At 56.0% G+C, this 26,331-nt stretch carries 21 protein-coding genes, 1 pseudogene and 1 riboswitch; of the genes and pseudogenes, 11 read left to right on the plus strand and 11 right to left on the minus strand.

The features are described 5' to 3' along the window. The 5 genes from N3G78_06565 to N3G78_06585 are packed head-to-tail and all read right to left on the minus strand — an operon-like array spanning nucleotide 1 to nucleotide 5,331. The gene (locus tag N3G78_06565) at nucleotides 1-501 is read right to left on the minus strand and encodes a CsgG/HfaB family protein (protein MCX8117572.1); all 501 of its coding nucleotides are present in this window, start codon (nucleotides 499-501) and stop codon (nucleotides 1-3) included. Nucleotides 502-505: 4 nt separating this feature from the next. Continuing rightward, on the minus strand, nucleotides 506-2,461 hold the full coding sequence (locus N3G78_06570) for a tetratricopeptide repeat protein (GenBank protein MCX8117573.1): 1,956 nt from the start codon (nucleotides 2,459-2,461) through the stop codon (nucleotides 506-508). A 12-nt stretch (nucleotides 2,462-2,473) separates the two neighbouring features. Then, nucleotides 2,474-3,655 (minus strand): protein kinase, encoded by a 1,182-nt coding sequence (locus N3G78_06575; GenBank protein MCX8117574.1) that lies wholly within the window; start codon nucleotides 3,653-3,655, stop codon nucleotides 2,474-2,476. Nucleotides 3,656-3,661: 6 nt separating this feature from the next. Continuing rightward, nucleotides 3,662-4,600, minus strand: a complete 939-nt coding sequence (locus tag N3G78_06580) for a serine protease (protein MCX8117575.1) — start codon at nucleotides 4,598-4,600, stop codon at nucleotides 3,662-3,664. Beyond that, nucleotides 4,597-5,331: a Stp1/IreP family PP2C-type Ser/Thr phosphatase gene (locus tag N3G78_06585; protein MCX8117576.1), complete on the minus strand. Its 735-nt coding sequence runs from the start codon at nucleotides 5,329-5,331 to the stop codon at nucleotides 4,597-4,599. The genes N3G78_06580 and N3G78_06585 overlap by 4 nt, the downstream gene beginning before the upstream one ends. Nucleotides 5,332-5,415: 84 nt before the next feature. On the opposite strand from N3G78_06585, the gene N3G78_06590 reads away from it, so the two are divergent. From N3G78_06590 to N3G78_06630, 9 genes and pseudogenes are all read left to right on the plus strand, one after another. Continuing rightward, nucleotides 5,416-6,300 (plus strand): FHA domain-containing protein, encoded by an 885-nt coding sequence (locus N3G78_06590; protein ID MCX8117577.1) that lies wholly within the window; start codon nucleotides 5,416-5,418, stop codon nucleotides 6,298-6,300. Nucleotides 6,301-6,334: 34 nt separating this feature from the next. Further along, a complete protein-coding gene (locus tag N3G78_06595) occupies nucleotides 6,335-7,900 on the plus strand; it encodes a type VI secretion system contractile sheath large subunit (GenBank protein ID MCX8117578.1) in 1,566 nt (521 codons plus the stop codon). Between the two features lie 40 nt (nucleotides 7,901-7,940). Next, nucleotides 7,941-8,144: riboswitch (cobalamin riboswitch) on the plus strand. A 141-nt stretch (nucleotides 8,145-8,285) separates the two neighbouring features. After that, on the plus strand, nucleotides 8,286-9,029 hold the full coding sequence (locus tag N3G78_06600) for an energy transducer TonB (protein ID MCX8117579.1): 744 nt from the start codon (nucleotides 8,286-8,288) through the stop codon (nucleotides 9,027-9,029). Next, a complete protein-coding gene (locus N3G78_06605) occupies nucleotides 9,026-9,964 on the plus strand; it encodes a cobalamin-binding protein (protein ID MCX8117580.1) in 939 nt (312 codons plus the stop codon). Before N3G78_06600 ends, N3G78_06605 begins: the two co-directional genes overlap by 4 nt. 32 nt (nucleotides 9,965-9,996) lie before the next feature. Continuing rightward, the gene (locus N3G78_06610) at nucleotides 9,997-11,061 is read left to right on the plus strand and encodes an iron ABC transporter permease (GenBank protein ID MCX8117581.1); all 1,065 of its coding nucleotides are present in this window, start codon (nucleotides 9,997-9,999) and stop codon (nucleotides 11,059-11,061) included. After that, nucleotides 11,058-11,837, plus strand: coding sequence for an ABC transporter ATP-binding protein (locus N3G78_06615; protein MCX8117582.1), 780 nt, complete (start codon nucleotides 11,058-11,060; stop codon nucleotides 11,835-11,837). The genes N3G78_06610 and N3G78_06615 overlap by 4 nt, the downstream gene beginning before the upstream one ends. Before the next feature lie 59 nt (nucleotides 11,838-11,896). Continuing rightward, entirely contained in the window at nucleotides 11,897-13,102 is a 1,206-nt protein-coding gene (gene ilvA, locus N3G78_06620) for a threonine ammonia-lyase (GenBank protein ID MCX8117583.1), read from the plus strand. 63 nt (nucleotides 13,103-13,165) lie between these two features. Further along, nucleotides 13,166-13,903, plus strand: a pseudogene (locus N3G78_06625) (NYN domain-containing protein). A gap of 248 nt (nucleotides 13,904-14,151) precedes the next feature. Next, complete coding sequence (locus N3G78_06630; GenBank protein MCX8117584.1) at nucleotides 14,152-16,002, plus strand: hypothetical protein; 1,851 nt, start codon at nucleotides 14,152-14,154, stop codon at nucleotides 16,000-16,002. Nucleotides 16,003-16,091: 89 nt separating this feature from the next. Here the strand turns inward: N3G78_06630 and N3G78_06635 are convergent, their stop codons facing one another. After that, complete coding sequence (locus tag N3G78_06635; protein ID MCX8117585.1) at nucleotides 16,092-17,834, minus strand: DUF2207 domain-containing protein; 1,743 nt, start codon at nucleotides 17,832-17,834, stop codon at nucleotides 16,092-16,094. 79 nt (nucleotides 17,835-17,913) lie between these two features. Next, the gene (locus N3G78_06640; protein MCX8117586.1) at nucleotides 17,914-18,474 is read right to left on the minus strand and encodes a LemA family protein; all 561 of its coding nucleotides are present in this window, start codon (nucleotides 18,472-18,474) and stop codon (nucleotides 17,914-17,916) included. A gap of 138 nt (nucleotides 18,475-18,612) precedes the next feature. Between N3G78_06640 and amrS the strand changes: the two genes are divergently transcribed. Further along, the gene (gene amrS / locus N3G78_06645) at nucleotides 18,613-19,749 is read left to right on the plus strand and encodes an AmmeMemoRadiSam system radical SAM enzyme (GenBank protein ID MCX8117587.1); all 1,137 of its coding nucleotides are present in this window, start codon (nucleotides 18,613-18,615) and stop codon (nucleotides 19,747-19,749) included. Between the two features lie 432 nt (nucleotides 19,750-20,181). Here the strand turns inward: amrS and N3G78_06650 are convergent, their stop codons facing one another. From N3G78_06650 to N3G78_06665, 4 genes are read right to left on the minus strand one after another with little or no spacing between them, the layout of a single operon-like run. Then, nucleotides 20,182-21,129, minus strand: a complete 948-nt coding sequence (locus N3G78_06650) for a DUF523 and DUF1722 domain-containing protein (GenBank protein ID MCX8117588.1) — start codon at nucleotides 21,127-21,129, stop codon at nucleotides 20,182-20,184. Further along, on the minus strand, nucleotides 21,071-22,225 hold the full coding sequence (locus N3G78_06655) for a glycosyltransferase family 4 protein (GenBank protein MCX8117589.1): 1,155 nt from the start codon (nucleotides 22,223-22,225) through the stop codon (nucleotides 21,071-21,073). The genes N3G78_06650 and N3G78_06655 overlap by 59 nt, the downstream gene beginning before the upstream one ends. Further along, complete coding sequence (locus N3G78_06660; protein MCX8117590.1) at nucleotides 22,222-23,091, minus strand: ChbG/HpnK family deacetylase; 870 nt, start codon at nucleotides 23,089-23,091, stop codon at nucleotides 22,222-22,224. Before N3G78_06660 ends, N3G78_06655 begins: the two co-directional genes overlap by 4 nt. Beyond that, nucleotides 23,088-24,770 (minus strand): 50S ribosomal protein L11 methyltransferase, encoded by a 1,683-nt coding sequence (locus tag N3G78_06665; protein MCX8117591.1) that lies wholly within the window; start codon nucleotides 24,768-24,770, stop codon nucleotides 23,088-23,090. Before N3G78_06665 ends, N3G78_06660 begins: the two co-directional genes overlap by 4 nt. Nucleotides 24,771-25,154: 384 nt before the next feature. On the opposite strand from N3G78_06665, the gene N3G78_06670 reads away from it, so the two are divergent. Beyond that, nucleotides 25,155-26,318, plus strand: coding sequence for an ATP-binding protein (locus N3G78_06670; GenBank protein MCX8117592.1), 1,164 nt, complete (start codon nucleotides 25,155-25,157; stop codon nucleotides 26,316-26,318). Nucleotides 26,319-26,331 lie beyond the last annotated feature (13 nt).

Here is a 26,331-nt window from a genome sequence, read left to right on the forward strand (position 1 = left end):
CTACCGAAGAAGTTCTTCGGCGGCCTTCCTCGTCGCCTCCATCCACCCTTCAAGGCTACCGGAGGCGGAAGTTTTCTGGACCGCCCTTCTCACCCTTCCGGTTTCGACTTCCACGAGCCTCAAATCGAGGCGCATCTGACCTCCGATGACCTGATAGCCGCCGAAGACCATCTGCTTCGCCCCGAGCATTTTTCCCAGTCTCAGCCGGGTCGCTTCGTCGACCAAGGCGGTGGACCCCAGACGAAGCTCTTCAAGGGCAAGCAGAAGGCGCTGCCTCTCGACCACGACATACTCCCTGCGCTCCTTCAGAAATTCGATGATCTTCCCGGCAAGGATTTCTCCCATGGGAAGCCTTGTCCCTTTGGCCGGGCTCAGATCATCGAGGTCCCAGACGGCGATCGTTTCTACCTTCTGCTCCCCCGGGGGGGAAGTGGCGCAGCCGGTCAGAATCCATAAGCCACACAAGAAAAAAATCGTCCCGGTCAGGTCTCTCTTCCTCATCGTCCTATCTCAATGCGACCTCCTCGGCCCTCTCCTGGACTTTGTCGTCTGTCCGGAAGGGCCGGGTCTGTTCGAGGATCTTGGCATAGCTGAAATCTGGTTCGACCCGAACGACCTCCATCCGGCCCGCAGACTTGGGAGTGCCCCGTAGCGTCTTACCCTTATAGGTTATCTCTTCCCCTTCCTCGATCACTTCCAGTTTGGTTCCCACCACCATTCCATGTTTCGCCCCGAGATTGAGGACGACCTGGTCCCCCGTGACTTTGACGATATATCCCCTCAGAGGATATTTGGTCACGACCGTCTTCAAAATCTCCCGATTCAGCTGAAAGAGTTCCTTTTCGAGAGAGGCTTGGGGAGGGATCTGTCGGGTGGTGACCTGCGGGATGGCCGTGGTCTCGGTATCGATCAGCCTCAGATTGAGGAGCGTGCCCTGGGGGAGATAGAGGAGCGAGCCTGTGCCGATCAGCCTGGCCGCCAGAACCCGCCCCAATTTAAGGGCGGTCTCCGGATTGGCCAGTTCGGACGAGCCGATGTTCAGCTCCTCAAGGAGGCGGTCGATCAAAATCCTTTCGACGACCTTGACCCTTCCGGAGGCATTGAGATGGTCCGCCAACTGACTCATCAGCACGGCTGAAAGACCATCTCTTTCGGCAAGGCCTCCCCTTTCCTGAAAATCGACAAAGGTCAGCACCATAGGGGGAGACGTCCAGGCGTCTTCGACCTTCCTGGCCTCTTCCTTTTGTGCCCTGAAGCGGGCGGCCAGCTCCTTCACAAGTTGATCGACCCGTTCTTTTCGTTTGAGGTCTTTCTGAAGATCGATCATCTCCTGGGCCTTTTTGGCAAGGACGGCGGCAAAGGTGTCCGTCTTATCGAGGGCCAGGGCCATCCGGTAGGATTCGAGGGCCTGATCCCATTTGCCCTCTTTTTCAAAAGTCAACCCCTTATTGGTCGTCCCTTCGATATAATAAGGATCGATCTGGATCGCCTGGTCGTAGAATTCTCGAGCTTTACCATATTGTCCCGCGTTGGCGTAATAGCGTCCCATTTGATTGTAGCGGAGGGCCTCCTGATAGGGTTCGACGGTCTTTTTCTGTATCCCCTTCTGATATTCCGTCTCGGCCTCCTTCCTCTTATCCTGGGCGTAAAGCAGGTCGCCCTTGACGACGTGGACATAGGCTCGATCAGGGGCCTTCTGCTCGACCTCCCTCGCCAGCTGAAGGGCCTTTTCGGATTCCCCCTTCTTCGCATAGACCGTGGCGAGCCCCTCTTTGCCAAGGATCTCTCCCTGGCCACCCTTTTGAGAGACCTCTTTGAAGACCTCCTCAGCCTCCTTCAGGTTCTGCTCTTTGAGGGCCGCATAGCCCTTAACGGTCTGGGCTTTCACGTTCTGGGGATTCTTCTTCACGACATCGTCGCTGATGGCCTTGGCAAGCTTGGTCTGCCTCCTCTGGAGCTCCCTTTCGGCGACCCGAACGAGCATCGCCTCCGTCGTCTTTCCCCCTCCCTGGAAGTAGTCGAGGACCTTCAGGCCTGGACCGAGGATACAAACCGTGGGAAGGACCTGCCGGGCCCGGTAAAGGTCGCTCACCTTGGCAACGTCCTGCAGAACCGGGAAGAGGATCCCCGTGCTTTCGACGAATTTCGAGACCTTCTCCCTGGAGGAGAGGGTGATGGCCCATACCGTCATCGACGCTTCCTGATGTTGTCTGGCAAGCTGGTGGAGGGTGAAGAGCCCCTCCTGGCTGGGCCGGGAGTCGACATCGAAAAAGTAGAGGATCACCATCGATCGGTCCTTCAGCATCGAGAGGTCATGGACTTGGCCTTTCAGGTCTTTCAACGAGAAGGTGGGGGCGCTCTGGCCCGGTGCGACCTGTCCATAGCTTACGGGCATGCCCAAGATCAGGAAGACCGTTACCGACATCAAGAAGCGACCCAGGTTGAGCACTGGCTTTTTCATAAACTCCCTCCCTCATCTATTCCCTTCGCGGATGGGAATCAACCGCACCTGCAAAGGGGTTTCTCCTTCCTCGGTGATCTGGACCTGCGCCTCCCAGTCGTGGTGGTCTGGATGGGTGATCCGAACCTCATGCTTGCCGACCGGAAGGCTCAAGGTTAAAGGGGCATTCCCTTTAAAAGCACCGTCGATGAAGACCTGTGCTCCGAGGGGATGACTCTCGATCCTCAACGAGCCCAGGAGGACCTTTTCCACGACATCCGGTTTCGACCCTTTCGAAGTGACAAACCAATAGCCTGTCCCCCCCAGGCCCAAAAGCATCAGAACCAATATCAGCATGGGGAGAAAGCGCGATCTCGCCCCTTTCTCCTCTTGGGAGACGGAGGGCTTCTCTTCGACCGATTCCAGCAAGGCCCGGGCCAGGGCAGAACCCGTTTGGAAGCGTTCCTCCGGCCCCTTTTTGAGGCATCTCAAAATGGTTTGAGACAGTTTCGGGGGAATGGACGGGTTGATCTGGGAAGGCTCGGGAGGATGGGCCTGGACGATGGCCTGGAAGATGGCCGACATATTTTCGCCCACAAAGGGCCTCTGACGGGTGGCCAGTTCGTAGAGCACGATGCCCAAAGAGAAGAGGTCCGAACGGCCATCCACCGGACGCCCCTGGACCTGCTCTGGCGACATGTAGGCTGGGGTGCCCAGGATCTCCCCGGCTTGCGTCTGAACCAGGGCCGAAGGGTCTTCGATGTGGGCGATTCCGAAATCGGTGATCTTGATCTGGCCGTCTTTTTGGAGGAGGATGTTGCTCGGTTTCACATCCCTGTGGACGATCCCCTTCTGATGGGCATAACCGAGGGTTTCGGCGATCTGGGCCCCCCAACGGGCGATCTCCTGAAAAGAGACCTTTCCCTCCTGAACCACCCGATTTAGCGGGATCCCTTCGAGGAGCTCCATGGCGATGAAGATGGTCCCATGGTCTTCCCCTACATCATAGATCGTCACGATGTTCGGGTGGGAAAGCCTGCCGATCGCCCTGGCTTCTTTCAGAAAGCGTTGGACAAAGGCCTCGCTGGTGACCCGGTCTTCCCGGAGCACCTTGAGGGCGATGGACCGGTCGATCTGGGGATCGTACGCCTTATAGACGACCCCCATCGACCCTTTGCCCAGCTCTTCGATAATCTCGTAACGGCCGTATTTCATCAAGGGTCAATCCTTCATGAAGTCCGCGAGGGTGGAGACGGGGATGAGAAACCCGATCCCCGAAACCCCCCGATACCTCCCCTTGATCATCCCCACCAAATGCCCTTCACGGTCAAAGACGGGGCTTCCGCTGCTTCCCGGTTGAATCTCCATTTCCGCCTGATAAAGGGGAAGATCATTGACCCACCTCATGGGGCCGTCGATCGTACCGGTGAGGAAGCGTCTCGTATGATTGGGACAGCCGAGGGCGAAGATTTTATCTCCGTGTTGGAGGGGTCTCCGAATGGGCGAAAGGGGAACCGAGACATTCCATTTCGAGCGGATATCGATCAGAGTCAGATCCCGGCGGGGATCGATCTTCTTGATGGAACCCCGTAGGATCCGTCCATCCGGAAGGGTGACCGAGACCTCCGAGATGCCTTTGAGATCGTGCGCGGTGGATAGGATGAGGCCTTTGCGGTCCGCGACGAAGCCGGTAAACTGCATCGTTTCCTTCCCGTTGGAGACGCCCAGACAGACCAGGGCCTCCATTTTCTGCTGGACTTTCTGTGGAATCGTCTCAGAAACTTTCTCGGAGGCTCTCGGACATTCTTCTTTGAATTGGCCCTCAAGAAAGGCCTCAAGGTCAGCCAGGACCTCCTCCGAAGTTCTCATCTCCCCTTCCCCACGAAGGACCTGGACCTGGGTGGCTAAGGCCGATTTCGGCCTGAGGACGAGGACCAACACCTCCTTCTCTTTTTTGATTCCCCTGAGGTGAATCTCCAACCCTTCCCTCTCCTGTCGGTGAACCTCTAAGCCCCCTTGGAGAAGCCATCGGACGAGGAGATGCTCGATCTCTCTTACGGGAAGGGGGAGAAGCTTCTCTTCGGCCCGAGGGAAAACAGGGCTCGCGGAGAAGATCAAGAGGAGCCAGAGGAGAACAGCCCGACATCGGTTCGGCCTCACCTTTCCTCCATCTCGCACAAGACCACGGTGATATTGTCCTTTCCCCCTGCGGCCTTGGCCAGATCGATCAGGCCCTCCCCTTTTTGATCGAGGCGGAGGGAGGAGTGGAGGAGGTTCAAGATTTCATCATCCTCCACCATATCGGTCAACCCATCCGAGCAGAGCAGAAAGAGGTCGCCCGGAAAGACCCTCCCTCTGATCAAATCCAAGGCTAAGGCCTCTTCAATGCCAACGGCCCGGAGGATGACGTGCCGCATGGGATGGTGTTTTGCCTCCTCTTTCTGGAGCAGCCCCTGATCGATCTGTGCCTGAAGATAAGAGTGGTCCCGGGTCAGCTGTCTCAATTCTCCTTTTCTCAGGAGGTAGGTCCGGCTATCGCCCACATGGCCTAAGACGTAGGTCTGATTCGAGAAGGTGATCAGTTCTGCCGTGCAACCGAGGCCCTGATGATGGGGATGGGTGGCCGAATATTTCAGGATCTTTTCATTGGCAAGCTGGAAGGCCTTTTGGACCGACCTGGAGCTCTCCTCTCCGGGGCGTAGGATTGAGGTGGAAAAGACCTCGAGGGCGGTATCGATAAAGATTTGGCTTGCGACTTCCCCTGCGGCCGCCCCCCCCATGCCATCGGCAACCACAAAGAGATTTAATTCGGGTTTTATGAGGAAGGCGTCTTCGTTGTTGGCCCGTTTCAAGCCCGGATCGGACCTGCCGTAAGACCGTATTTCAAACATGACTCATTATACAAAAATTGTCTCTGTATTGGCAATAATTTTTCTTGACCCGGGGGACGGGTTGGTTATAATTTATTCGGACCGATGAAGAAAGCCCCGTTAATCATAGCCCAATTTTTCCACATCAAAGGGCCCTTGCCTGTGAACGGGAAGGAGGCGGAGTTTTCGAGCCCTTCCATCACCATCGGCCGACATCCCTCGAGCCAGCTCCGTTTTCCCGGAGATCTCACCTATATCTCCCGCCAGCATGCCGAGATCGTCCGCGAGGGCAATCAATTTAAGCTGATCGATCACAGCACCAACGGCACCTACGTGAATGGGAAAAGGGTGAAGGAGATTTTCCTGAAAGACGGAGATGTCCTGATGTTCGGCGAGGGAGGGCCTCAGGTGAGTTTCCTCACCCGGATGGCAGAGGGGAGCCTCGAAAGCGAGGCGGTGCCCGTCCCACCCCCTCGTGTGACCGAAAAGGAGGTTGGAGGAGAGCCGCCCCGGATCGAGAAACCTTCCATACCCTCCCCACCTCCCGAACCAAAGATTTCGGAGGTCTCCCCTCAGGTGGTTAAAGTACCGCTGATCATCCAGTACGGACCCACCATCCGCTCTTTCAAACAATTACCCGTCACCATCGGAAAAGGCCCTGCCTGCGACTATCCCTTGGAACATCCCGCCCTCCATGACCAACACGCCCAGATTTTTTTCAGCGAGGGCCAATACTACGTCAGAGACCTGACCGGCCAGAAATTGGTCCATATCGACCGAAGGCCCATCGACTTCCAGGCCCCTTTAAAGGCAAGCGACGAACTGGCACTGACCCCCCAAGGACCCTTCTTTCGATTCTTCGGCGAGGGCCGCCTGGGCGAGGTGGAGGAAGTCAAAGAGGAAGCGCCTATGGAGGCCCCAAAGACTTCCCCGGAGCCATCGGAAGAAAAATCTGTCCTTTCGAAGTTAAAAAAGATCTTTAAATCCTGATCCGGGAGCCGGCCCCTCCCCGCAGGAGGTCACGATGTCCATTCCCTCACTCCCCTTCAAGGTCCTGGCCTTGGGCCCTTTTGTCCCCTCGGGAGAGGAGGTCATGTTTCGGGACCCGATTCGGGTCGATCCCGAGCAGCCCGATCAGGCCATCGAAGCCCTCCATCTCCAGCTTTCCATCGCCCTTCCCGGGAACCTCTGCGCCTGGGATCGACTTGCTTTCCCTATCCGGAGGTTAAAGGACTTCCACCCAGACTCCCTCCTCGAACACCATTCCTCTCTCAAGAATCTCCTCGATGCGAAAAGGCTCGTTCACACCTCGAAGGCCCAGGGACTGCCTGACGAAGAGGTCTATCGCCAACTCCAAAACTGGCCAGACCTTCCATTCGACCTCCGCCCTCCTCCCTCCCGGACCCAGGAACACGCCTCAAGCCCGGTGGACCGTCTCTTAGAGATGGTCGCCATGCCCGGGGAGGAAACTGCCTCCCCGGCAGCCGCTGTGCCTCTTTCAACCCAGATCGATTCATTCCTCCAACAGGTCTTGAGGCAGATCTTCTCCGACCCCGAATTCCGAAAGGTAGAATCGACTCACCAAGGCCTCCACTTCCTCCTGAGGCAAGCCAAATCGGAGAAGGAGGTCGCTTTCGAAATCCTCCCGGTCTCCTTTGAAACCCTTGAGGAGATCCTCGATCATCTCACCCTCTCGAAGCTCGACGACCTGCCCTCCCTGGTCATTCTCGACCTCCCCTTTGACCACTCGATGAGGAAATTGGAACTCCTTGAAAAAGTGGCCCTCTTTTCCGAAACCCTCCTCGTCCCCACGCTCTGCTGGGTGAGCCCCAAATTTCTCTTTCTCGAACGTTGGGAGGAGATGGACAAGCTCCCGTTCCTCCCCCACTATATCGATGAGCCCGCTTTTGCCAAATGGCGACGCCTGAGAGGGCTCACCTCCTCGAGATGGATCGGCCTTTTCTGCAATCGATTTTTGATCCGATATCCCTATGGCCCGGACAATCGGGTGCGATCCCTGCCCTTCACCGAATCTGATCCCCTTTGGATCTCTCCCGTATGGGCTGCCGCCAGCCTCATCCTCCTCAGCCATCTCCAATTCGGCTGGCCCACCCGATTCACCGACTGGCAGAGCCTTCGGTTGACCGATTTAGCCACCCATCTCATAGGGAACGACCGGGGGATTGCGACCGAGGCCGATTTCGGTGACGAGAGGATCGACCAGCTGATCCGGATCGGGATCATTCCGCTGGCCTCGTTTCTGAACCGAGACATTGCCTTTATTCCCCGTGAGACAACGGCTGGAGGAACGGCCTTGAGCTGGCAACTCTTCCTCTCCAGGACCTCTCAATTCCTACTCGGGTGCCGGGATCATCTCGGATCGGATCTCTCTCCCTCCACCCTCGAAGAGAAGCTGAGGGAGGCCTTCCTTCGGTTCTATGAACGATCTGGCCGCCAGTTTCCCCAATCCCTTGAAATCACAGCGAAGCGACCGGCCCCTGGAGAGCCTATCCAATTGAGAATTCGAATCGACCCCCCCAAACAGATTTTACCTTCAGGAGAGAGACTCGAGCTGGAATTGCGCTGGTGAAGGGGATTGTGATCCCAAGTTTGACACCCCATCGGGCCATGTGATATAAATTTCTATAGGCATTCAGGAGAGGGAACCCCGTGAGAGTCGGGGACGGCCACGCCGCTGTGATCGGGGACGAAACCTGCCGAAGACCACTGGTCTTTGAATAAAAGACTGGGAAGGGGCAGGGAGGCCCAAAGGACGTTGGGCCGAGTAGGTCGATCCGTCAGTCAGAAAACCTGCCTGGATGCGCTTCACGCATAGGTCTTCGGTGGAAGGCTGTGAAGGGTCATTTAAAATAAAAAAACCCGCTCTTTCTTCCGAAGAGCGGGTTTTTTTATGCCACCTTAGAATTCGCAACATGGAGCGCTCCTCCATAGTTAAACGCTTCTTACCCCTATCGTTGGGAACCCACCTCTTCTTCGTGGGTCTCCTTTCCCTCATCACGCAGGAGGGGAAAGCCCCGACCTTCTCCAAGGTCAACTTGGAGGTCTCCTTTCTGCAGGAGGCCAAAGAGGAACGAAGAACGCCCGAAGGCGGAAAAGTCGAAAGGACCCTCAAGCGTTCCGAAAGGAGAGGAGAGGAATTGGGCGAGAAGGGGCGAGAACGAACTCTGGAGGAGAGGGAGGATAAATGGCAGGACCACCCGACAGAGGTTCCTCCACTTCCCCTACCTGCTCAGACCGAGGCCGTTGCCTTGTCTTTAAACCTCACCCCGTCTCTCCCGATCGAAGGGGAGATACCGAAGAAAGAGGAGAACCATTCCGAGAGGGTTCTGGTCGCCTCCCCCGGAAGCGTTGTTTCTCCAACCGACATGGGAAACCCCTCCGACGGCCTAATGAAGCGATCCCCTTCCCTCCCAGCAAATGAGCCTGTCCTGATCCAACCCCGATACGCCAGCAATCCAAAACCCCCTTATCCCAAAGAGGCAAAGAGACTGGGCTTCGAGGGCGAGGTTCTTCTCAGAGTGGAGGTCCTCTCCAATGGCAGGGTAGGAGAGATCGAGGTGAAGCGTTCCTCTGGATATAAGATCCTGGATCAATCGGCAGTGGCTGCGGTCAAGGAATGGAGGTTTATCCCGGCCAGGATGGGCGAAACCCCTGTCTCCGTATGGGTCAACATCCCTGTGCTCTTTAGGCTTCGATGAAAAGATTTTGCATCTCTCTTACAAAGATTTGGGCCACGTTTTGGCCAATCGCCCTCCTCTTCTCGCCCCTCCTCGCCGCTTCGGTCTCCTATCCCGCGACCCTCACCTTCAGGGACGAAGTGGGAAGGGAGGTGGCCCTTCCTTTTCCTCCTCGGAGGATCGTCTCCCTTGCCCCCAACATCACCGAAATCCTCTTCAGCCTCGGCCTTGATGAGGAGGTGGTCGGGGTTTCGATCCACTGTAATTATCCGGAAAAGGCGAAGACCAAGGCGAGGGTGGGAAGTTATATCCAGATCGACGTCGAAAGAGTGCTCTCGCTAAGGCCAGACCTGATCATCGCCACTGGCGCGGGAAACCCAAAGGAGGTCGTGGAACGTCTCGAACGGTTGGGGATCCCTTCTTTCGTCATCTTTCCAAAGAGGGTGGACGATGTCTTTCAGAGTATCCGCCATGTGGGTCAGGTGGTAGGAAGGGAGAAAGAGGCGCTTCACCTCATCCGGTCCCTGCAGAAGAGGAAGGAGAAGGTGGTGGCGGCGACCCAAGGACTTCCCCGGCCACGGGTCTTTCTCCAGATCGGGGAACAGCCCATCGTGACGGTTGGAAAAGGAAGTTTTGGAGACGACCTCATCCGCCTCGCCGGGGGGGAGAACGTTGCAGGAGAGGACCGCGAGGCCTATCCCAGATGGGGCATGGAGGAGATCCTGAGGAGATCTCCGGAGGTGATCCTCATCAGCTCCATGAACCCGAAGGGAAACTATCAAAAGGCCCTTCAGGACTGGGAGCGCTGGAAGACGATCCCTGCGGTCCGGACAAAGAGGGTCCACCTGATCGACTCCGACCTGATCGATCGACCCTCCCCGAGGATCGTAGAGGGCCTGGAGGAGATGGCAAAGGCCATCCATCCGAACCGGTTCCCCAAAACGATCCCTCCATAGCCCTTCCAAGAAGTTGGCTCGGATAGAGACCGATGGTTTTCTCCGATAATCGCCAAAAGATCCCATTGAACGTCCTTCGGCCTAAAAAAGTGATCTCGATCTGCGCTATCCTCACCCTCCTCCTGATGGCCATCGTCCTCACTTCGGTCATGGTGGGTAGCGTCAAGCTCGACCCACGGCGCAGCCTTTCCATCCTTGTCGAATCATTTTGGGGCCGTCCGGGGGAGGGGACAGAGACCGAGGCCGCAATCCTCCTCTCCATCCGTCTCCCCAGGGTGCTGCTCGCAGCGGGGGTGGGAGCCGGGCTCTCTCTTTCGGGCGCCATCTTCCAGGCCCTTCTGAGAAACCCTTTGGCCGATCCCTATATCCTCGGCGTATCGAGCGGCTCGGCCGTGGGAGCGATCCTCGCCATCCTCCTCGGTTGGGGGAGCCTCTCCTTCGGACTCCCCCTGGCCTCCTTTGCCGGAGCGGTCCTCACGATCGGCCTCGTCTTCCAGTTTGGAAAGCAGGATGGCCGGATCCATCCCAATACCCTTCTGCTGGCCGGTGTGATTACAGGGTCGTTTCTTTCGGCCCTCATCATGTTCTTCCTCTCCATCTCGCAGAGGGAGGAGCTTAGAACGATCGTCTTTTGGTTAATGGGAGACTTTAGTTTCACTCATCCTCGGTCGCCCCTCATCATCCTGCCTTATCTCGCCATAGGCTTTTTCATCCTTTACCGGCGGTCACGCCAGCTCAATCTAATCCTTTCGGGCGAGGAAAGCGCCCTCCAATTGGGGGTGGAGGTGGAGCGATTGAAGGTCATCTCCTATCTCTGCGCCTCCTTGATCACCGCAGCCTCCGTCTCCCTCTGCGGTCTCATCGGATTTGTCGGGCTGATCATCCCCCATGCCACCCGGCTCCTTTTCGGTCCAGACCACAGGCTCTTGCTTCCTGCCTCTGGCCTGATCGGAGCTTCCTATCTCATCCTCTGCGATACGTTGGCGAGGACGATTCTCTCTCCCGTGGAACTCCCCGTTGGGGTGATCACCGCGGCCTTCGGCGGGCCCTTCTTTCTTTACCTTCTCAGGAGAAGCGTGGGGGTGAGGCCCCTATGATCGACCTCCGCTCAATCGCTTTTCGCTACCGCAAGGATTGGGTCCTTGAGGAGATCTCTTTCCGGATCGAAAAGGGTGAATTTCTCGGCGTAATCGGTCCCAACGGCTCGGGAAAGAGCACCCTGCTGAAGCTCCTCTGCCGCGTCCTCACCCCACAGCGGGGCGAGGTCCTCATCAATTCCATCCCCTTGAGGGAGATGGGGCGCAGAGAGATTGCCCGGAGGATCGCGGTGGTCCCCCAGGAGACGTATTCCCTATTTCCCTTCCGTGTGATAGAAATAGTGCTGATGGGGCGTTCTCCCTATATCAACCATCTCCTCTTCGAGAGCCCAGGGGATCTGGAGATTGCCAAAAGGGCGATGGAGTGGACCGAAACCCTCCCGGTTCAGAACCGGTTGATCGATGAGCTTTCGGGCGGCGAACGAAAGCGGGTCTTCATCGCCAGGGCCCTCGCCCAGGAACCGGAGGTGATCCTTCTTGACGAACCCACGGCCAACCTCGACATCCATCACCAGGCCGATTTTCTAAACCTCCTCCTCGCCCTCAACCGGGAAAGAGGCCTGACGATCGTCATGGCCCTCCACGACCTGAATATCGCTTCCGAATATTGCGATCGGCTCGTGCTTCTCCGGAACGGAAAGATTTACAACATGGGCCATCCTGCCGAAGTGATCACCCGGGAGGCGATCGAAGAGGTTTATGGCTGTGAGGTATGGGTGGACGAGCATCCCGTCTCCCGAAAGCCGAGGGTCACCCTGCTGAGACCTCGACATTGAAAGGGTCTGAGCCTCTCTCGGTTGGGCCACCTCGTTCCAAAGGGGAATCGAGCGGTCTGATGGAACTCTCAAAAGAGATCGAAAGGGCGGAAGAAAAGGTGCGAAAGGTCGTCCTCCGGACGCCGATCATCCATTCCGAGACCCTCTCCAAGATGACCGGAAAAGAGGTCTACCTCAAATTGGAGAATCTCCAGAAGACCGGCTCCTTTAAGATCCGGGGGGCCTATTACAAACTGTCCTGCCTGGCCGATTCGAGCCGGTCGAATCAGGTGGTGGCCGCCTCGGCCGGAAATCATGCCCAGGGCGTCGCTTATGCCTCATCCCTTCTGGGGATGCATTCGACGATCGTGATGCCCTTTGGGGCCTCTCTTGCCAAGCAGGTGGCCACAAAAGCCTATGGCGGAGAGGTCGTCCTTTTCGGCCGGGATACCGACGAGGCCCTCGCCCACGCCCGGGAGATGGCGAAGGCGGGGAGGGTTCTCATCCACCCCTTCGACGACGAAGAGGTGATCGCGGGCCAGGGGACGATCGGCCTGGAGATCCTCGAGGATCTCCCGGAGGTGGAAGGGATCGTCGTCCCCGTGGGCGGAGGAGGATTGATCTCGGGGATTGCCACGATCGTCAAGGAGCGAAGGCCCCGGGTGACGGTCATCGGGGTGCAGGCCAACCATGCCCCTGGGGCTTACCGGTCCCTCAAACGGGGGAAGATCATAGAGGCGAAGGTAAAACCGACGCTGGCCGACGGGATCGCCGTGGGAAGGATCGGGGAGATCGCCTTTCCCATCCTTCAGCAGAAGGTCGATGCGATGGTCCTGGTCAGCGAAGAGGAGATCGCCTCGGCCATCCTCCTTTTGATGGAGAGGAAACGGATCGTGGCCGAAGGGGCGGGCGCCGCAACCCTTGCCGCCCTCCTGTCTCATAGGGCCCGGATCAAACCCCGACGCGTGGTCTTGGTGATCAGCGGAGGCAATATCGACCTCCACCTTCTCGATCGGATCCTCGAGAAAGGGCTGAGCCGCACCGGCAGGATGGCACGGTTCCAGGTCCTTCTGAGGGACGTCCCGGGGGCGCTGGCCGAATTGACAGGCGAGATCGCCCGACATCAGGCCAACATTCTCCATATCGTCCATGAGCGGGCTGCCCGGGACATCCCCATCGGATTCTCAAAGGTGATTCTCATCCTCGAAACCCGCGGCCCGCAACACATCCAGGAGCTGAAGAGGGGGTTAGAAAGAAAGGGCTATCTTCTCCCTCCTCCGGGTTGACCCAATCAGGGGGTTTACAAATTTAAGAATAGGTTGTAGGATGATTTTGACGAGGGGAACTCTATGGCGGAAGCAGAACATACCTTGGCGGTCTTCATCGATTTCGAAAACCTCGCCCTCGGGTTCAAGGGGAAGAAGGAGAAACGCTTCGACATCCAGAAGGTCCTCGAACGGCTGGTCGAGAAGGGGAAGATCATCGTGAAGAAGGCCTACGCCGACTGGGCGGAATATGCCGAATATAAGAAGCCCCTCCACGAGGCGGCCATCGAGTTGATCGAGATTCCGAAGCGCTCGATGAGCGGAAAGAATTCGGCCGACATCCGGCTCTGCGTCGATGCCATCGACCTCTGTTATTCCAAGGAACACATCGACACCTTCGTCATCGTCTCGGGCGACAGCGACTTCTCGCCCTTGGTCTCCAAACTGAAGGAGAACGGGAAGCGGGTCATCGGGCTGGGGATGAAGGAGTCAAGCTCCAACCTCTTGATCGACAACTGCGACGAGTTTATCTACTACGAAGACCTGGAGCGTTCCATCGGGACCCCTCCCAAGATCGAGAAGGACCTTCCCGAGAAGAAGAAGGAGGCCTTTCAACTCCTGGTCGATTCCGTCCTTGCCCTGGTCCGTGAGAATAAGGAGGTCCTCTGGTCTTCGCTTGTCAAGGAGACGATGAAGCGGAAGAAGCCCTCCTTCAACGAGTCCTACCACGGCTACCGGACCTTCAGTGATCTCCTCGAGGATGCGGAAAAGGAGGGGATCGTTCGTCTGAGGACCGACGCCCGCAGCGGCACCTATGTCATCGTCGGCTTCGGAAAGGAGGAGAAGAAGGAACCGCCTGCGGAATCGACAGAGAAGAAATCCCCGAAGGAGCGGAAGGCTCAGAGGTCCAGGTGGCGGTCCCGGCAGAAGAAAACAAACGCCGTTTCGGTGACGATGCCCTTAGACTCCGACCATCCTCCGTTGGAGACCCCAGATTACTCCGAAGGGGAGGAAACGGTCTTCGACCTCAAAGGTCAGGTCTGACCTCTCCGCGTCACGAGAAAACCTCGATGAGGGGGGCTCACCTCAAAGCCATCCTCCTTAAAATCCTGATCTTCTCCCTCTCGGTTCAGGGCGATCCCTCCCATGCCTTTCGACGCCTCGGAACACCCATTCAGGAGGGTATTCCCTGGGGCGTTTATGTCGGCCCAGGAAAGTCCGGGAGGATGGATACCCTCTATGTGGTGCTAGGTCGCTACCAGGAATCGGTCGCCCTCCTCTCGGTCTCTCCCGATACAGGGGAGGTCCGACAGTTCAACGGCCCCCTGCCCAGTGAGATGGGGTCTTGGGGCTTTGCGCTCGATCAGGAAGGCCGGATCTATCTCGGCACCTATTACCGTGCCCACCTCCTCCGATTCGACCCGAAAACGGAGCGATGGGAAGACCTGGGTCGGCCAGCTGGAGAGGGCGAGTCTTTCATCTGCAGCCTCACCACAGCGCCGGATGGAAAGATCTGGGGAGGGACCTTCCCTTCAGCAAAACTCTTCTCCTACGATCCGAAGACAGGAAAGATGGAAGATCATGGCCGGATGGACGAGAAGGAGTTTTACTGCTATCCGACCGCCGGCGAGGACGGTTTGATCTATTGTGCGATCCGGTTTTCGAGGACGGACATCGTCGTCTTCGACCCGGCCACGAAGGCGAAACGGTCCCTCCTCCCCTCCACGGAGCGGCAGCCGGGCTGGCTTCACCTCACCAAGGGAAGGGATGGAAAGGTCTATGCGAAGCTTCCCTCGGGAAGGTGGTACCGGGCCGAAAAGGGAACGGATCTCGTCGCCGTCTCCGAATCGGAGATCCCGTTTCCGAGGGTGGGTCTTCCTGACGGGAGGCGTTTCCATCTGATCGATCCCCACCTTCTGAGGATCGAAAACCCGGCCACCGGGGAGGTGCGGGAGATCGTTTTGAGGCACGAAGCCTCTGGGGCTTTTCTCTTTTTGGTGGGATCGGGCCCTGAGGGAAGGATTTATGGAAGCAGCATGCTCCCCCTGAGGCTATTCAATTATGACCCCCAGACGGGGAGAATGGCCAACCTTGGCAAGGCCTCTTTTTCGACAGGCCAGATCTATTCGATGGGGCCTTTAGGTGGCAAACTCTATCTCTGCGCCTATCCATCCGCCAGGCTCTCGGTTTACGATCCTGCCAAACCTCTCCATTTTGGAGATGGCCCAGAGGCCAATCCGAGGGACCTGGGACCCTTCGGAGAGGGGCAGGATCGGCCGAGGGCGATGATCGCAGGCCCCCAGGGCAAGGTCTATGTCGGAAGTTATCCGGATTATGGACTTCATGGAGGAGCCCTGAACGTTTATGATCCTGAGAGGGGTGAGAAACGGGTCTACCGAGACGTCGTACCGAACCAGAGCCTTGCCTCCTTGGCCTTTGTAGAATCCCTAAATCTGATCGTGGCCGGGAGTTCGGTCCGGGGTGGCGGAGGGACCCGTGCCCTCGAGAAGGAGGCCAAGCTTCTCCTCTGGGATCCCAGGAAGGAGAAGAAAGTTTTTGAGACCATCCCCGTTCCAGAGGCCAAGACCATCCTCTCCCTTGCCGCGACCCCAGATGGCCTCGTCTTTGGGATCACCGACAACGAGAAGGTCTTTGTCTTCGACCCCGCAAGCAGGACGGTGAGGTCGATCTTCCCCCTCGGATTGAAAAACCCGGTAGAGGTTTCCCTTCAGAGAGGACCGGAGGGACTGCTTTACGGGCTTACTCGGGAGATGATCTTCTTTATCCAGCCTGGCCGCGATGAGGTCTTTCCCTTAGGCAAACCTCCTGTGCCGGTTACGGCTGGGATGGCCATTGGAGGAAGACAGATCTATTTCGGGTCCCATGCGGACCTGTATGAATTTGAGATCCCCTCTTATTAGTAAGGTTGGGAAACGGCCTTGGGTCATGGAGCCGATTCGACCTCCGAGGATCCGAACCGCCACGCCCCTTAAAAAGGGAAACGCGGCCGTCACCAGCTTCCCCCTCCGCCGCCGCCGAAGCCCCCTCCTGAAAAGCCCCCTCCCCCGAAGCCGCCCCCACCCCTTCCGCCGCTGCTTCCTCTGGGAGCGGAAAACATCGCGGCACCGAGACTCGAGGCCACCGCCTCCATGGAACGGGTAAAACCGACCGGGTGAAAGGTCCTTAATCCTCCTGGAGAGATATACCAGGAGGGCGGCTCCTGATAAATCCCCTCAAAGGCCTCTGCCCAGTTGTCCGCGACATCGAGGGCGATGGCATAGGGTAAATATCTCGAGAAGAGGTCTTTATCTCCCATCCGCTCGAGCCGGTCTTTCTCTGCGCGATTCATAAACTCCTGAAATCCCAAAATCGCCATATAGGCCAGGGCACCGGCTTTGGTTTTGGCCGGCATATGCCGGCCAAAGAAAAGGACGGGAAGCCCGGTCAGCCCCGCTGTCACAAACCCCTTCCACATCGAGGCGGGAGAGAGGAACGCCAGGACAAAGCCTCCGAAGACGATGATGAGAAATCCCACGAGAAAATAGAGGGTTCGGACTTTCTCGGGATTGACGAGAAAATATCTATTTTTGACGAGCTCCCCATAGAGGGTCTTCTTCAGGGAGGGTAATTCCTTGTAAAATTGATTCTTCAAACTGGATACGGAGAGGCGGGGGGAGGCCGAGGAGAAGAGGCGTTTCATCAGTTCTGACTCAAAAGAACTAAGTCCGCTATCAGGCTCTTTGATTTTATTGAGATAGAAATCCGATCGGTCAAAGATCAACCCTTCCTTCTTCACCTCTTCGATCTGGATGTAACCCTTGACCGCAAGTCCAACGATCGTCGAGGTGATGTCCCTCGGATCCAGTTTTTCATCGAGCAGGGTTCCTGCCTCTGCCGGAGTGAGAAAACGGCTCCCCACTTTTGGGGGTTCGTAGGCAACAGTAACAGCCTCTCTCACTCTCGGGTCTCTCCCCTTCCTGTACCAGCGATTGAACATAAAGAGAAAGGAGACCATGGGAAGGAAAAAGACCCAATTCTCCTGAAGGTTGATCCTCCATAAAAATTTCTTCCAGGAAGGAGGAGGGGAGACGAGCCCTTTATCCCATCCAAAGGCAACCGTCAGGCCCTCTCCGGGTGCCAGGCTCTTGCGGGCAATAAATTTCCCCCGATGATCGTTCGCTTCAACGTCACACTCCGAGGCTTTGGAGCCGTAAGTTCCCGTGAATCCGGCCGCCCATACATTCTTGCTCTCCTCCTTTGTCGCAAGAAAGACCTCTGCAGAGGCCTTGAGGATATCGGCCTTCCAGGCATTCCCGGTCACGTTCCAGTAAAGCTCATCGTGATCATCGAGAAAGAGGACGGCATTCTCCACCTGGTAGGTGATCACGTAGGTCTGGTCTCCGGAGACAAACCGCTTGGGATCACCGATCCGGATATGAATGACCGAACCCGATTTTTTGACCTGATACTTCCAGGGATTTCCGGATCCATCTTTCACGGACAGGACGGTCGTCGGTGTGGTGATCGTCCGGCCGAACTCATCCTTATATTTGAAGGGGATCTCCCGGTAAATCCCATGCCTGGGTTGGTGGAACTTCACCTCGATCGTCTCACGGACAATAAAAGAGGAGTCTTTCCGAATGGAGATATCGGCGTGGAACCGGGTGATGGTGAAGTGCTGGGCGAAGAGGGGAGTATGAAATAGGGTGAGCTCGCAGATGAGAAGGATGAAAAGGAATTGATGAAACGCCATCTTTCCTCCTCGGCCTCGACCGGACCTTCGGGAAGGGGAAGAGGGTGGTTCTTCCTTCCCCCAATGGAGCTTAATCGGCTCAGGAAAAGCTCACCTTCACCGGCCTTCTTTCCACCTCGGGGGTCTCAAGCTGAAACAATTCGGCCTGTCTGAAACCGAAGAGGGAGGCGATGAGATTTGAGGGAACCGATTCGATGAGGGTGTTATAATCCCGAACGACCGCATTATAATATCGCCTGGCATATTCGATGTTATTCTCCAATTCCTGCAACTGGGTCTGGAGCTGCATGAAGTTGGCATTGGCTTTGAGTTCAGGATAAGCCTCCGCAACGGCAAACAGGCTCTTGAGCGTATCCCTGATCATGTTCTCGGCCTTGGCCATCTCCGCAGGAGAGTTTGCCTGCATGGCCATGGTCCTCGCCTGGGTCACCTTCTCGAAGACGGCTTTTTCATGTGCAGCATATCCCTTTACGGTCTCCACCAGATTGGGGACGAGGTCGAATCGTTTCTTGCACTGGACATCGATGTCCGACCACGAAGACTTGACCGTATTCCTGAGTCGAACGAGTTTGTTGTAGATGAAGATGACAACGGCAGCGATCACGATCGCGAGGACGAGGAGAACGATGGTCAGGGCCATGGATTCCTCCTACCGGGAAATTTTACTGTAGGGTACAGAATTAAAAGAATTTTTTCAAGCGCCGACCCCAGATCCCCTAAGGCCAGGGCATCCAATTGACAAAAAAATTGGCTCCTTCTACATTTAATTTTGAGGATGGTGGGAGTCAGTCGAAGAGAGTTTCTCAAGAAGGCTGGCGAAGGGTTTCTGAGGCAGGCCCTCCTTCCCGGCTTTCTCATCACCCTGTTTAAAGCCTCTCGGGCTTGTGGGGAAAAAAGGGCGGAGATCCTTCGGGAGGCTCTACACTACCAGAAGCTCCCCCAGGGTCGGGTGCGATGCCATCTCTGCTTTAGGGGATGTGAAATCTTTCCCGGAAGAAGGGGATTTTGTCGAAACCGGGAGAATTGGAACGGCACGCTTTACAGCATCGCCTATGGAAAGGCAGCGGCCCTCCAGATCGACCCCATCGAAAAAGAACCCTCTTTCCACATGATCCCTGGCACCCAGATCTTTTGCACGGCCACGGCAAGCTGCAATTTTCGCTGTAAATTCTGTCATAACTGGCACCTCTCCCAGAAGGGCGTGGAGGAGGTCCCTTATGTCACGGTGAGGCCCGAAGAGATCGTAAGAAAGGCCATCGAATATCGTTGTGAAACGGTCTCCTTTACCTACTCGGAGCCCACGGTCTTCTATGAGTACATGCTCGACATCGTGAGGATCGCAAAGGAGAAGGGGCTCAAGACCCTCTACCATACGAACGGCTCCATCCGGAAAGAGCCCCTTCTTGCCCTGCTCCCATATATGGATGCCGTCACCGTCGATCTGAAAGCCTTCACCGAAAGGTTCTATTCGGACATCTCCTCCTCCGAACTCGAGCCCGTCCTTCAGACCCTGAAGACCATCCGATCCTACGGCCGACATCTCGAGATCGTCAACCTCCTCATTCCCACCTTGAATGACGATCCCGCCGATATCCAGAGGATGTGTCATTGGATCAGAAACCACCTCGGCAAAGAGATCCCCCTTCACCTCAATCGGTTCTTCCCGAATTATAAACTGACCCACCTCCCACCGACCCCCATCGAGACCCTTGAACGGGCCCATCGGATCGCTAAAGAAGCGGGACTGGAATACGTCTACATCGGAAATGTCCCTGGCCACGAGAAGAATTCCACCTTCTGCCCGCGATGTCAGAAAAAGATTATCCACCGAACCCACTTTTCGGTGACCGCCATCGAGATCAGAAACGGGAAGTGCCGGTTCTGCGGCTATCCCATCGCAGGGATTTGGGCTTAGCGATTCCCGTGGGCCTCGATCCCTTCGGCCTTAGGCCGGTATCGAGGCCGGCTCAACTTTTAGCATGCCCTTAAAGGAAGAACCTCAATCCTTAAAAAGCATGTTAAGGCATTAAGGCTCTTCCGGGTTTTTAATGGGTCCCATCCCATTATATTCCATTATATTAAGGAAAGGAGGGGAGGGGTTATGGGTTGGTCAGGTTTAGCCTAAATCCATTCATCTGTATTCCGGATCCATCCGAGTGAATTTTATAACCTCCCTCCCCCTTAACCCCCGTTATCCCCCTAAGCTAAGAGGGGGATTTAAAGGGACGTCAGGAAGGAGGTAATTTCCCACACGAATTCCCGAAGAACCTAAATGAAGAGTGATTTGCCGATGGTCAGATTCCCATTCCGGTTAAAACATCGAAACAGAGGGGGAGGACGGAAGGGTTCAGACGTGGTTTCGGAGTTGGAGCTCGAGGGGATGGGGGTGGAGATAGACCTGCTCTTTCAGATAGGGTTGGTCGTATTTTCGGACATAGTGTTGAATGAGGGTGATGGGGACGATCAAGGGAAGAATCCCTCTTCGATACTGATCGATAACCTCGAGGAGTTCCTGTTTTTCGTCGGGAGAGAGGTTTTCTCTGAAATAACCCATCATGTGCATCAAGACGTTGGCGTGTTTCTTTGGGGTGGTTTGGAGTCGAAGGGCTTCCATGAGGAGGGCCTGGTATTTCCGGTAGAGCTCTTTGATGGGAAACTCTTTGGCCTTCGCCACCAGCGTTCCAAGGACCTGGTAATGCTTGGGACTGTGGGAGAGGATGAGGAGCTTGTGCTGGGTGTGGAATTGGACGAGGGGACCGCGGCTCTCCTTACGGGCCAGCATCTCCCTCCACCGCTTCAGGGTGAAGACCCTCTCGATGAAGTTTTCCCGGAGCTTCGGATCGTGGAGCCTGCCTTCCTCTTCGACCGGTAAAAGAGGAAAATGCTCCATAAAGATCCTCGCGAACACGCCCACGCCCCTTTTTACCGGTATTCCTTTATCGTTATAGACCTTTACCCGTTCCATCCCGCTGCTGGGCGAGTCGCTTTTGAAGATGAAACCGCAGAGGTCCTCTTTTTCCAACTCGGCGACCCGTCTTCGGGCCCATCGAACCATCTGGTCGGTGAGGTCCCTTTTCGTTTGGATCGTCAACAACCGGGGGGAGTCCGGCGGACCCACGAGATGCATCGCCTCCCTCGGGATCGGAAGGCCGCACTCCACCTCCGGGCAGACGGGGACGTACTCCACATATCGGCCCAAGGTGTCGCGAAGAAACCGGTCCAATTTGTGTCCGCCATCATAGCGGACGTTCTGACCGAGCAGACAGGCGCTGATCCCCAGTTTGATTTTTTCCATCGAACCTCCCCGGCTCCCTCCTCCCCCCCTGTTTTAACGCCTCCTGGTAGATCTGAACCAGACCCCTTGCTTCCTCTTCGGGGGTCGGCATTTTGGCTGCCTGTTCTCTCCCGTTGTCGCCGAGGGCCCGACGAAGTTCCTCCTCATCGATGAGACGAAGGGCCTGCTGGACGAAGTGTTCTGGCGATTCGGGATCGAAGAGAAGTCCCGCGGGAGCCCCTTCTCCCCCTCCACGAACCGGCCATCGGTTCCCCGGAATATCGGATGCCAGGATGGGCTTTCCCGCTGCTTTGGCCTCAAGGAGGGCGTTGGAGAGGCCTTCGGAGGAAGAGGCATTGAGAACGATATCCGCTCCGGTGTAGGCCGAACGCATCGCCTGAAAGGGGATGAGGAAGAGCCATCGAGCAAAGAAAAAGAGGAGGTTCACCTCGGCCTTGAATCTTTCTCCATAGGCCTTATCGATGACCGGGCCGCTGAAGACCGCCCGGATCTTCGGCCTCAAACGATGGACCTTTTCGAGAAGTAGCAGGGCTTTCAGATTTCCCTTCACCGGACGGATTCCCGCGGGATAAAAGAAGAGGATATCCTCCGGGCCGCAGTGGGCCACCTCCCGAAGGTCGAAGGCTTCGTCTCCCATCCAGCAGAAGGATTTGGGAAGGAAGGCGACCTTCCCCCGAACGTCCGGATAGGAATGCCCTATCTGTTGGATCATCTCTTCGCTCTGGGCGATAATCGCCTTTGCTCCCTCGAAGATCCTCGTGATGATGGGCCGACGATCCCTCTGGTAGGTATCGAGAGAAAGGTCGGTCCCCCCCGGGGAGACCACCAAGGTCCACGGAGGGCCGGCCAACGCCTGAGGTAGGGCCAGAAATAAGGATCCCGTCCGGTAGGCATGGTGGAGGTGAACGATCTCGGGTTTGAAGTCGATTAGCCTCCGTTCCAACTCGATAGGGCTGAGACCCTCGGTTGCCACTACCAAGACCTCTTGGCCTTCTCGGGAGAGAAAACGTCTCCACCTCTCGGTGGTAGAGGCGTTTCCGGTCGGGGTGGGATAGGCGGTGGGTGTGAGAATTAGAATTCGGAGAGAGGGACTCAACTCAGGATCTCCGGAAAGGGGGTCAAGAAGATCTCCTTTCTTTTTAGGATAAGACGCAAATGGCCATCAAGCAATATCTTAAGTTCTTCTTCCCTGTCCTGGGTCGAAAACCCCGAGAAAGGGGTCTGCGGAGGGTCCTTTATCCTCCGTCCGGGATGGACCATCCACTCGGTCAGACCATCGGGGAGAGTCTCGAGAAAGGATTCCACCCTCTGAAGGGAAGGGCGGTTTTTTAGATAGAGACCGTAAAAATGATCCGGCACATGGAGTCCCGAGGCCAAGATGAAGGGCCGAGCGGCCTGGCCCAACTGGCTGAAGAATCTGGCCTCTTCCAGGGCAGAGGGAGATAAAGGGTCCTCCCCAAAATCCGAGATAGGTTCCTCTGGGATTCTGACCCAAGGGATCTCGTGCTTCAGGGCAGCCCTGATCATGGCCTTTAAAACGGCCGGAAATACATGAATATGCTGATGGCCGTCGATGTGAGAAAGGGAAAGCCCCGATGTTTTGAGGAGGGTGATCTGGGCATCGATTTCACGACCGATCTCATCCTCAAGGAGGGGGTCGCCTTGGGTCATCAAAAGGCGTTGCGAGGCTGGTTTCCCCAGAAACGTCCCCTCGGGGCAGAGAAGCGGTGACGGCTTGGTCGATACGGGCCTTCCTTCTGAAAGATTGAGGTGAATTCCCCAAGAGATACGCCCAAAGGCGCTGGAACGAATCCTTTCAATGGCATCCCGAAGCCCTGGGCCATTCGGAAGGATGCTCACGCTGGTCACCATGCCCGCCTGGATGGCTTCAAAGATTCCCGCGTTTCTCCCCTCATCGGCTCCGAGGTCATCCGCGTTGATGATGAGCCTTTTGGCGGTCATCGGAGACCTCTGGCCCGAATAAAGAGATTGCGAAAGAACCATCTGCCATTCGAATCCTGTTCGAATTGAGATAATCCGGAGGATCTCAACTGAAGAAGGTGATTGAAGAGGCCGGCCTCCATGGCCTCGTACTCCTCAGGGGTGAAGAATCTCTCGGTTTCATAAACGAGCCTGACCTCTTTAAACCGTTCCTCCAATCGTTTCCATAATCCCTCGGGGTCTGCCAGAGAGATGGCAAGCATCCAGAGCCTTCCCCGCTCAGGATGGAGAAACCTTTGGACCTTTTCAAGGATCGCAAAAAGATGGTCTGTTCCGTGCAGCCCCCCGTAGCGCGGGCCGAAGGGCCGGGGCCCAGGAGTCTGGGGAGGTGTGGCGATGACCACGTCGAACCGATCGAGATTCTCCTTCAGCGGCTCAAACCAAGACCCTCCTTTGATCTGGATCCTGGCAGCCACCCCGTTGAGCTTGGCGTTGAGGGCCGTTGCCTCGAGGGCCTTGGGGTCAATATCGACCGCCACCACCTCTTTCGCACCGAGTTTGGCCGAAACGATGGAGAAAAGCCCGCTTCCGCACCCAAGGTCAAGGACCTTCTCATCCCTCCGAATGTCAAGGAACTTGGCCAGATCGATGCTCGAAGGGGGTGGGATATGGACGCCTTCAGGAAGATCGAGGAGGATGCGGCCAAAAGGGAGATCGAGGGTCATCTGACTCCTTTCTGGGCCACCCATATGGCCATACCGGTTCAGGCCGGAGGAGAGGAGGCGTCCGATAAGGGTCGGATAATCCAAACCCGACCATCTGGCAGATCGGGCAAAGGCCTCGCCGATCTCGAGGCTCGGCGTGACATTGGCCTCGAGAAGATAAGGGGTCCCATCCTCCGTGAGCCGTAAATCAAAGCGAGCGTAGTCCTTCAAACCGAGGGCGTCGAAGGCTTTGCGTGCAAATGCCTCGATCCTCTCTCGAAGATTAAGCGGGAGGTCGGCAGGCCTCATGGATTCTTCGGGTGGATCCACCTTTTTAAAGGTTTCGCTGAGCACCTCATTCCCGGTATGTTCCAGTCGCCATTCGAGGATCGTCAAGACCTCTAACCCCTTCGGACCAGCAATCACCGGTACGGCCAGTTCCCGCCCCTTAAGATAGGTTTCGACCAGAACAGGTTGGCCATACCGTTGGAGCAGGTCGGCTGCATGAAGGTGAAGCTCCTTTTCATTTCGGGCGAGCCTGAGGCCACGACTCATATGCTCGAAGGCGGGTTTGAGCACCAGAGGGGGTTCAAGCCACTGAGGAAGTTCGAATTCTTTTGTGCGGACAAGGATCCCTGGAGGCGTCGGGATCCCCGCGGTGGAAAGCCGCGCTTTCGAAGCCATCTTGTCATCGGCAAGGAAACAGGCTTTGGCATCCGAGCCCACGATTCGGGCTCCTCGGGACTCGAGCAGGAGCCGGACGAGGGCCCGGAAGAATCCCCTGCCTTTGAACGTATCCGTATGATCGATGATGAAGTCACATTGGCAGGCCAGATCGTCTGCCTGAAATTCGATCTCCTCGGAGTTGACGATGAGGGCGTCATGACCGAGAGCGGCAAGACCCTGGGCAATCGACTCCGCACAGCGGCAGACGGATTCGAGGGTTCGGACAATTCCTATGCGCATTCGGTCATCAGAGATCTTGAGAAGCCTCACCGAGGCCGATCCTCCTCGGTCTGTCAACAGCCCGGCTCTCCAGGATGGCCGCAGCAGGACTGAAAGCGACGGATCTTAATCCAGTTGTTCCTCAACAAAAGCCATAGCTTCTTAGGCCATGGCAGATCCCCTCGGAGATTGGTGAGAAAAGATCGGGGATTTGGTTTATCCATTGTATTCCATTTTAGCCAAATGGAGCCCCGATTTTCAAAAGAAATTTCTCCAAAGAGGGCCCATTCCAAAGACTGCTTTCCTCCTCTCTTGACAACCTCCTCGCCTTTTATTATTATTCAAGCTATGAATAATGATCATTCAAAATATGAATTATTTTACAGAAAAAGATGGATTGGCCCCCTGATCCAATCAGGGATCAAAACATTTCCTGTGGTCATTGTCTCTGGAGCGAGACAGGTCGGGAAGAGCACCTTCCTGCAGAACGAATTCCCAGATTTTAAATACCTCAGCCTGGATGATTTCTCGGCGCTCCACCAGGCCCAAAGAGATCCATCTTCCCTGTGGATCGACACGGATCGGGTCATCCTCGATGAGGCCCAAAAAGCTCCGGAGCTTTTTAGCGCTGTGAAACTTGCGGTAGACCGTAGCAGAAGGAAGATCCGCTTTTTAATCTCCGGGTCCTCGAATCTGTTATTGATGAAAGGGATCAGCGAGACCCTTGCAGGAAGAGCCATCTACTTTGAGATGCATCCGATGACCTATGGCGAAATGTATGGAAAAGGCGAAAGGCCTCAAAATTTCCTTCACCTTCTCCATACCCATTTCAAGATCAAAGAACAAGAGTTGAAGGAAGTAGATCCCGTTCCCCTGATGCTCAAAGGTTTCATGCCTCCCCTGCTGCATTTGTCAGAGGGGAAAGACGTCCTACTCTGGTGGGAGGGTTATGTTAAGACATATCTTGAAAGGGACTTGAGAGAACTTTCGCAGATCGAGTCCTTGGTCGATTTTAGAAGAGTCCTGGAATCCCTCGCCCTCAGGACAGGGAATTTACTTAATCAGACAGAGGTCAGTCGAGATACCGGAGTCAGTCAACCTACGGTTTATCGATATATGAAGCTTCTCGAAATCTCAAACCTCGTCAAAAGGATTCCAGCCTACTTTCCTGCCCGAACGAAAAGGATTACAAAATCTCCTAAATGTTTCTTCGTGGACCCAGGCCTGAGCATTTATCTTTCAGGATATTACGATGAAGAGTCTTTGAGGAAGGCGAGGGAGATCGGACATTACTTCGAGTCCTTTATCTTTTTACATTTACAGGTCCTGAGCGAATGGTTGGTCCCCAAGGCCTCTCTTTTTTACTGGAGAACCCCATCGGGAAAAGAAGTGGACTTCGTCCTCGAGCAGGGCAAAAACCTCTTTGCCTTTGAGGTTAAGATGACCCAGAAACCTACTTTCCATGATGTGCGGAATTTAATCGCCTTTGTGGAAGAGCATCCGAGGACCGTAAGAGGGGTTTTGATCCACGCCGGATCATCGATTCAATATTTTCATTCAAAGGTGATCGCTATCCCCTGGTGGTGGATTGGATTGTAATTTAAACGAGTCC

The sequence above is a fragment of the Thermodesulfobacteriota bacterium genome (assembly GCA_026415035.1).
Taxonomy (GTDB): domain Bacteria; phylum Desulfobacterota; class BSN033; order BSN033; family UBA1163; genus RBG-16-49-23.